This is a genomic window from Staphylococcus sp. HMSC057A08 (assembly GCF_001812925.1).
GTDB classification, from domain to species: domain Bacteria; phylum Bacillota; class Bacilli; order Staphylococcales; family Staphylococcaceae; genus Staphylococcus; species Staphylococcus hominis.
On the sequence record NZ_KV810862.1, the window covers coordinates 22,870 to 30,459 of the forward strand.

7 protein-coding genes and 4 tRNA genes are annotated in these 7,590 nt (G+C 31.3%); 10 read left to right on the top strand and 1 reads right to left on the bottom strand.

Going from position 1 to position 7,590, the window contains the following annotated elements:
- The first annotated feature begins 80 nt into the window (after positions 1–80).
- Together HMPREF2881_RS09750 and HMPREF2881_RS09755 are read left to right on the top strand one after the other, a co-directional pair.
- Complete coding sequence (locus HMPREF2881_RS09750) at positions 81–818, top strand: ABC transporter ATP-binding protein EcsA (protein ID WP_002449630.1); 738 nt, start codon at positions 81–83, stop codon at positions 816–818.
- Positions 815–2,038 (top strand): ABC transporter permease EcsB, encoded by a 1,224-nt coding sequence (locus HMPREF2881_RS09755; protein WP_002449661.1) that lies wholly within the window; start codon positions 815–817, stop codon positions 2,036–2,038. The genes HMPREF2881_RS09750 and HMPREF2881_RS09755 overlap by 4 nt, the downstream gene beginning before the upstream one ends.
- 55 nt (positions 2,039–2,093) lie before the next feature.
- Here HMPREF2881_RS09755 and HMPREF2881_RS09760 read toward each other — a convergent pair whose 3' ends face one another.
- Positions 2,094–2,594 carry a hypothetical protein gene (locus HMPREF2881_RS09760; protein WP_002449647.1) on the bottom strand — a complete coding sequence of 167 codons (501 nt, stop codon included), beginning with the start codon at positions 2,592–2,594 and terminating at the stop codon, positions 2,094–2,096.
- 247 nt (positions 2,595–2,841) lie between these two features.
- Between HMPREF2881_RS09760 and hemE the strand changes: the two genes are divergently transcribed.
- From hemE to HMPREF2881_RS09800, 8 genes are all read left to right on the top strand, one after another.
- On the top strand, positions 2,842–3,879 hold the full coding sequence (gene hemE / locus HMPREF2881_RS09765) for a uroporphyrinogen decarboxylase (RefSeq protein WP_002449650.1): 1,038 nt from the start codon (positions 2,842–2,844) through the stop codon (positions 3,877–3,879).
- Positions 3,880–3,924: 45 nt separating this feature from the next.
- A complete protein-coding gene (gene hemH / locus HMPREF2881_RS09770; RefSeq protein ID WP_002488435.1) occupies positions 3,925–4,848 on the top strand; it encodes a ferrochelatase in 924 nt (307 codons plus the stop codon).
- A 17-nt stretch (positions 4,849–4,865) separates the two neighbouring features.
- Positions 4,866–6,260 (top strand): protoporphyrinogen oxidase, encoded by a 1,395-nt coding sequence (hemY, locus tag HMPREF2881_RS09775; RefSeq protein WP_070653737.1) that lies wholly within the window; start codon positions 4,866–4,868, stop codon positions 6,258–6,260.
- A gap of 103 nt (positions 6,261–6,363) precedes the next feature.
- Complete coding sequence (locus tag HMPREF2881_RS09780) at positions 6,364–6,924, top strand: RBBP9/YdeN family alpha/beta hydrolase (protein WP_002455161.1); 561 nt, start codon at positions 6,364–6,366, stop codon at positions 6,922–6,924.
- Positions 6,925–7,247: 323 nt separating this feature from the next.
- Positions 7,248–7,321: transfer RNA gene (locus HMPREF2881_RS09785), tRNA-Met, on the top strand.
- Between the two features lie 14 nt (positions 7,322–7,335).
- Positions 7,336–7,411, top strand: a tRNA-Asp gene (locus HMPREF2881_RS09790).
- 21 nt (positions 7,412–7,432) lie between these two features.
- Positions 7,433–7,505 (top strand) — tRNA-Phe (locus HMPREF2881_RS09795).
- Positions 7,506–7,516: 11 nt separating this feature from the next.
- Positions 7,517–7,589, top strand: a tRNA-His gene (locus tag HMPREF2881_RS09800).
- Position 7,590: the final 1 nt, after the last annotated feature.

The following is a 7,590-nucleotide window of genomic DNA, read 5'->3' on the forward strand; positions in this document are numbered from 1 at the left end:
TAAAAATTCGCTAATGAGTTATAGCAAACTTTAGTAGTTATATAATGATTTTGGTACAATATAACTCATGGAGGTGCCTTATGACAGTTAAAGTTGAACATTTAACAGGAGGATATGGTAAACGTCCTGTTATTGAAAATATAAATTTTGAATTAAAAAAAGGTGAGATAGTAGGATTAATTGGTCTCAATGGCGCTGGAAAAAGTACTACAATTAAGCACATGCTTGGATTATTAACGCCAATAGAAGGAACACTTTCAATTTCAGATACCAATATTACTGATGATATTGAAATCTACCGTCGTAAACTATCCTATATTCCTGAATCACCAGTCATTTATGAAGAATTAACATTAGAAGAACATATAGCCATGACTGCTATGGCTTATCAAATAAGTAAGGAAGAAGCAATGAAACGTGCGCGTCCTCTACTAAAAACATTTAGACTTGAAAATGAACTTAATGTTTTTCCTAGCCATTTTTCAAAAGGCATGAAACAAAAAGTAATGATTATATGCGCATTTATTGTCAATCCTGAACTTTATATTATTGATGAACCATTTCTTGGTTTGGATCCATTAGGTATACAATCCATGCTTGATTTGATGGTTGAAAAGAAAAATGAAGGGCGTACAGTACTAATGAGTACCCATATTCTTGCAACTGCTGAAAGATATTGTGATCGATTCATTATTTTAGATAAAGGAAAAGTGGTTGCTTTTGGAAATCTAGAGGAACTACGAGAACAAACGGGTCTTAAAGATCAAACTCTTGATGATATCTATATCCATGTTACGCAAGGTGGTCAAGCGACATGAATAATGAAGCCATAGCATTATTTAAACAACGTTATGATGCAATAAAGAAAGAAAAACATTATTATAATAAATTTATTTTTAATGGTCATTTTACTGTATTCTTAGTTATTTTATTAGGAGCCTTTATATTAGGTTATGGTCAATGGTTACAACATATTCCTAAAAATGTAGATTATGCATTCTTAGCAAGTGTTGTAATTGCTTTAACTTCAATCTTTCCATTTCGAACATTTTTAAAAGATGCTGACAAGTTATTTTTGCTTCCTTTTGAGAAGAATATGGAAGATTATATAAAATTAGGCCTAAGATATAGTTATTTTAATCGTATAATATTGCAAATAGTGTTATTAATTGTATTGTTTCCATTATTTTATAAGCTTAATCAACAATTAGTTGTATCTTATATCGTGATGAGTGTATTAGCGCTTATTCATCCTATTTTAGGATTACGCTTAAAATGGCAATGGTATCGTGCGAGATTGTCTCAATGGATATTAAATGTCTTAATATTTTTAATTAATTTTATAACGTATTATCTAGTTTTAGGGAATCAATTATATTTTGCCATTTTACTAACAATCATTTTCTTTGGCATGGCGTATTTTATACCTAAATTTAAGAGTCAGGCGTTATTTCCATGGGAACAGTTGATTTCAGTAGAAGAAAGACATCATACAAATTATTATAAATTTGTAAATATGTTTACTGATGTTAAGCATTTAAAAGAAAATGCAGCAAGACGCAAATATTTAGATTTTCTTTTACCCACACCCAAAGGACGCCGTTTTAATTCGCACAATATGTATCTTTATTTATTTGTGAGAAGTTTTGTAAGAGGGAAAGATGCATTAAGTATTATTCTTCGACTTGTTATCATTGCACTTGTACTTATGATTTGGCTGTCTCATCCACTTGTTTCTATTATTATTGGTAGTTTATTTATGTATATTATTTTATTGCAAATGTCTCAGTTTTATACGCAGCAAGCGTATGGACTATGGCCTCAAGTTTGGCCTGTATCAGATAGTGAAGTAATCAAAGGATATGAAAAATTCTTATATCGCCTTATGATTATGATAGGTATTATTTTCGCAATCATTTTTATCATTTTTTATATGAAATACTTCTTTTTTGCAATTGTATTCTTTATTGTAGGATGGTTGACGATTAGAAGTACGATTAAAAAATTGCAATATCAGGAAACTTTATTAAGAGATTAAAAAAAGAGGGAACTTAAGATGTATTAAACACATACTTAAGCGTCCTCTTTTTATGTTAATCGTTAATAGGATATAAATATCTTTCAAAATAACTTGAATGTTGACTGCTTGAGCCAAAATAATGTCTTAATGCTTCTTTAGAAAAATAATCATTAAACATATCAGATGATTTAAAATCTTCGTATGTTTGACGACTAGCGAAGCCAAAGTAAATTTTATAAGTAGTACCTTCTTCAGGTCTTAAGAAACGATAACTTTTAAAACCAGCAAATTGACTAAAATCTAAATTCAAATTTGAAAGACGTTTTTCTAGTTGATTGACATGATCATCTGAACTTGGAATGAAGATAGCTGAATAGAAATGTTGATTATTAAGTTCATTTATTTCATTAATAACTTCATAAGTAGTAGGATGTTTAAGTATAGATTTATCTTCGGATTCTTCGATAATGACTGAAGAATCATTAGTTGAATAAATAAACAGATGATTCTCAGAATGATTTAAACGAATTTGATTTAAATAGTCATAAGTTCCATAAGTTGTATATATTTTCATAAGCTATACCTCCTTTATTTATGTATATTATACGATTAAATGATAAGACTAGCTATTATAAATAATTAAAATAAGAAAATAAATTGTGAATAATTTATTTAAATCAATTCACTTATAATTACAAATTTAAAATTAAAGAATAGATAGAAGTGCTTTGTCATTTTTATGACATTTAATATTTAAGAAACGCGAAATCTTTTATGTTGTGATATTATGAATAAGAATGATTTTAATTTAGGAGGACAAAATGGTGCATAAAAAAAATAATACAATTTTACAAACAATTAAAGGGGAATTAACCTCACACACACCTGTGTGGTTTATGCGCCAAGCTGGCAGATCGCAACCAGAATATCGCAAATTAAAAGAAAAGTATTCACTTTTTGATATTACACATCAACCAGAACTTTGTGCATATGTAACACATCTACCTGTTGATAATTACAATACTGATGCAGCTGTGTTATATAAAGATATTATGACACCACTTAAACCTATCGGAGTAGATGTTGAAATTCAATCTGGTATAGGACCTGTAATTCACAATCCCATTAAATCTGTGAAAGATGTGGAAAAATTAACTCAAATCGACCCCAAAAGAGACGTGCCTTATGTGCTAGAAACAATTAAAATTCTAACTGAAGAAAAATTAAATGTACCTTTAATTGGATTTACGGGTGCTCCCTTTACATTAGCATCTTATATGATTGAAGGCGGGCCGTCTAAAAACTACACATTTACTAAGGCAATGATGTATGGCGATGAAGAGACTTGGTTTGCTTTAATGAATCATCTTGTAGACGTTTCAATTAAATATGTAACTGCTCAAGTTGAAGCAGGTGCAGAATTGATTCAAATTTTTGATTCATGGGTAGGCGCACTTAATGTACAAGATTATCGATATTATATAAAACCATTTATGGATCGGTTGGTCTGTGGAATTAAAGAACAACATAATATTCCTGTTATATTATTTGGTGTAGGGGCTAGTCATCTTATTAATGAATGGAATGATTTACCAATAGATGTTCTAGGTTTAGACTGGCGTACATCTATTTTGCAAGCAGATCAATTAGGTGTAAATAAAACATTACAAGGTAATTTAGATCCTTCATTATTACTAGCGCCATGGGATGTATTAGAACAAAGAGTTAAAGCAATACTTGATGAAGGAATGCAAAGAGGTAAACATATATTTAACTTAGGTCATGGCGTTTTCCCAGAAGTTCAACCAGATACACTTAAAAAAGTAACACAACTGGTTCATGATTATACGCAAAAATAAAATTAGAATCATAAAAATTTATTTTTAAAAGGGAAGGTTTTAAGAATGACTAAAACAGTAGGTTTATTAGTAATGGCATATGGTACGCCATATAAAGAAAGTGATATTGAACCATATTATACAGATATACGACATGGTAAAAGACCAACTGAAGAAGAGCTTCAAGATTTAAAAAATCGTTATGAATTTATAGGTGGACTTTCTCCACTTGCAGGTACCACAAATCGTCAAGCTGAAGCACTTACAGATGCACTTAATAAAACATATGATGATGTAGAATTTAAATTATATTTAGGATTGAAACATATTTCTCCTTATATTGAAGAAGCAGTTGAAAAAATGCATAATGATGGTATTACAGAGGCAATTACAGTCGTATTAGCGCCTCATTATTCAAGTTTTTCAGTAGGTTCATATAATAAACGGGCTAAAGAAGAAGCGGATAAATATGGTATACAACTACATCATGTTGAACGTTATTATCAACAACCTAAATTTATTAAATACTGGACAAATAAAGTAAATGAAACACTAGCTAAAATTCCGGAAGAAGAACATGATGAAACAATTTTAATCGTGTCTGCGCACAGTTTACCTAAAGGATTAATAGAACGTAATAATGATCCTTATCCTAATGAAATTAAAGATACAATGGATCGTTTAGAAGCTTCTACAAATATTAAACATGTAGCGCAAGGGTGGCAGTCAGAAGGTAATACAGGTACGCCCTGGCTAGGACCTGATGTACAAGATTTAACAAGAGAATTATACAAAGAACATCACTATAAAAACTTTATTTATACACCCGTTGGATTTGTTTGTGAACATCTTGAAGTACTTTACGATAATGATTATGAGTGTAAAGTTGTTTGCGATGACATTGGTGCTAATTACTATCGACCAGAAATGCCTAATACAAATCCGTTATTTATAGGTGCAATTGTCGACGAAATTAAAACAGTTTTTTAAAAAGGAAGGGACATGTTGTGAGTAAAAAAGTTGCAATTATAGGCGCTGGCATTACAGGTCTAGCCAGTGCATATTATTTTAAACATTATAATGAAGACATAGATGTAACTATTTTTGAAGCAACTTCAAGACCTGGAGGTAAAATTCAAACTTATCGCCGCGATGGTTATACTATTGAACTTGGTCCAGAATCTTACTTAGGTCGAAAAACGATCATGACAGATTTAGCAAAAGATATAGGTCTTGAAGATGATTTAATTACGAATCAAACAGGACAATCCTATATTTTTGCTAAGAACCAATTGTATCCTATTCCTGGCGGATCAATTATGGGAATTCCAACAGATATTAAACCTTTCTTAAAAACACGTTTAATTTCTCCTTTAGGAAAATTAAGAGCAGGATTAGATTTAGTTATTCCGCCTATTAAAATAGAAAATGATATTTCGGTTGGTGAATTCTTCAGAAAACGTTTAGGAAACGAAATGCTGGAAAATTTGATTGAGCCTCTTATGGGAGGGATTTATGGAACAGATATTGATCAATTAAGTTTGATGAGTACGTTCCCTAATTTCAAGCATAAAGAAGAATCATATGGTAGTTTAATTAAAGGAATGAAATATGAAAAACGCGAACGTACAAGAAAACGTCAGCTTTATCCGGGCGCTCCTAAAGGACAATTCAAACAATTTAGACATGGGCTAAGTTCATTTATTGAAGCACTAGCTAAAAATGTTGAACAAAAAGGTGTACACATCAAATACAATACACCAGTAGAAGATATTCATATTCATAATGATAATTATGAGATTGTTACACATAATAGTCGAGAGACGTTTGATGGTTTACTTGTTACGACACCACATCAAACGTTTATGAAATGGTTTAATCATGATTCAGCATTTGAATACTTTAATACTATGGATTCTACTACAGTTGCAACGGTTGTATTTGCATTTGATGAGAAAAATATTGAAAATACTTATAATGGTACTGGATTTGTCATTGCGAGAACTAGTCATACAGATATTACTGCATGTACTTGGACGACTAAAAAGTGGCCATTTACAACACCAAAAGGTAAAGTATTATTACGTGCGTATGTAGGAAAACCTGTCGATACGGTTGTAGACGACCATACTGATGAAGAAATTGTAAATATCGCACGTCGAGATTTAAGTAAAATGATGACGTTTAAAGGTGATCCAGATTTTACGATAGTAAATCGATTACCAAAAAGTATGCCACAGTATCATATTGGTCATATGACTCAAATTCGCAATATACAAACCCATGTAAAACGTCAATATAACGGGTTACGCATTACCGGTGCACCGTTTGAAGCGGTAGGCTTACCTGATTGTATTCAACAGGGTAAAAATGCTGTTGAAGAATTAATAGACGAATTATAAATAAAGCATAGTAAATAAGCACTTTTTAGAGGTTATACTTTCTCTTTAAAGTGCTTTATTTTAAAATAAATAGTCATTATTAAGGAGAAAAGGAGAATAAGAAATGACAGATGTAATTATTGTTCACTCACAAATAGGAAATGCACATAATCATTGGTATCAATGGTTAAAACATAACCTAGCGCTTGAAGGATATAATGTACAATTGTTTAATTTAGATAAAGAGGATAACAAAAAATTAGATACGTGGATAAAGGCTATGAAACAACAAATTAAAATCAATCATCCTGATACGTATGTTGTAACCCATGGCTATGGTTCAATCGCTGCCTTGAAATTTATTGAACAAGTAGATTTAAAACGTCCAATAGAAGGCTTTTTTAGTATTGCTGGATTTAAAGAAGATGCGCAAGACATTGATGAATCTGTTAATTTAGATCATATTACCATTGATTATGATGAGATTAAGAAAAAGGTTAAACACTTTCACGGCCTTGCTTCAAAAGATGATGAACATGTATCTTATAAGGAAACTGAAAAGTTGTTGCAAGCTTTAGGAGGATCAATTCGAATTGTTGAAGAAGGAGGTCACTTCCTAGAAGAAGAAGGCTTCGTTTCTTTCAGTGAACTACAAGAAAAAATGCAAAAATATATGACACAATAATGTTAGAGTGGGAAAGTATCAAATAGTAATATAAAGAGTAATAATAATTATGAGATTTTACATCTAAATTATCCCACAAAATAAAAATTTTTAAGTTTAGCGTTTTTTTACACAAATTAATTTATAATTTTTATTGACTATATAGATATTAATATATATACTAATAAAGTATTGAAAAAAGCACTACTTAAAAATAATTATCTCATAATTATTTAAACTTATAATTAAAGTATTGTAAAAATTATTTTAAAAAAGTGTTGACATTACAGTGACTTAAATGATATATTAATTAAGTACTCGTTTGAAGTACTAAATAATATTAGCGCGGGATGGAGCAGTTCGGTAGCTCGTCGGGCTCATAACCCGAAGGTCGGTGGTTCAAATCCGCCTCCCGCAATACATAATTTTATAGGTCTCGTAGTGTAGCGGTTAACACGCCTGCCTGTCACGCAGGAGATCGCGGGTTCGATTCCCGTCGAGACCGCCATTACTTTTGACTTAAGATTAAGGTTCAGTAGCTCAGTTGGTAGAGCAATGGATTGAAGCTCCATGTGTCGGCAGTTCGATTCTGTCCTGAACCATTTACACTTTGGCGGTTGTGGCGAAGTGGTTAACGCATCGGATTGTGGTTCCGACACTCGTGGGTTCGATTCCCATCAACCGCCC

Bases quoted from the DNA above. Each gene is read 5' to 3' on its own strand.
- HMPREF2881_RS09755 (WP_002449661.1), top strand. From the start codon at position 815: ATGAATAATGAAGCCATAGCATTATTTAAACAACGTTATGATGCAATA.
- hemE (WP_002449650.1), top strand. From the start codon at position 2,842: ATGGTGCATAAAAAAAATAATACAATTTTACAAACAATTAAAGGGGAA.
- HMPREF2881_RS09750 (WP_002449630.1), top strand. From the start codon at position 81: ATGACAGTTAAAGTTGAACATTTAACAGGAGGATATGGTAAACGTCCT.
- HMPREF2881_RS09780 (WP_002455161.1), top strand. From the start codon at position 6,364: ATGACAGATGTAATTATTGTTCACTCACAAATAGGAAATGCACATAAT.
- HMPREF2881_RS09760 (WP_002449647.1), bottom strand. From the start codon at position 2,594: ATGAAAATATATACAACTTATGGAACTTATGACTATTTAAATCAAATT.
- hemH (WP_002488435.1), top strand. From the start codon at position 3,925: ATGACTAAAACAGTAGGTTTATTAGTAATGGCATATGGTACGCCATAT.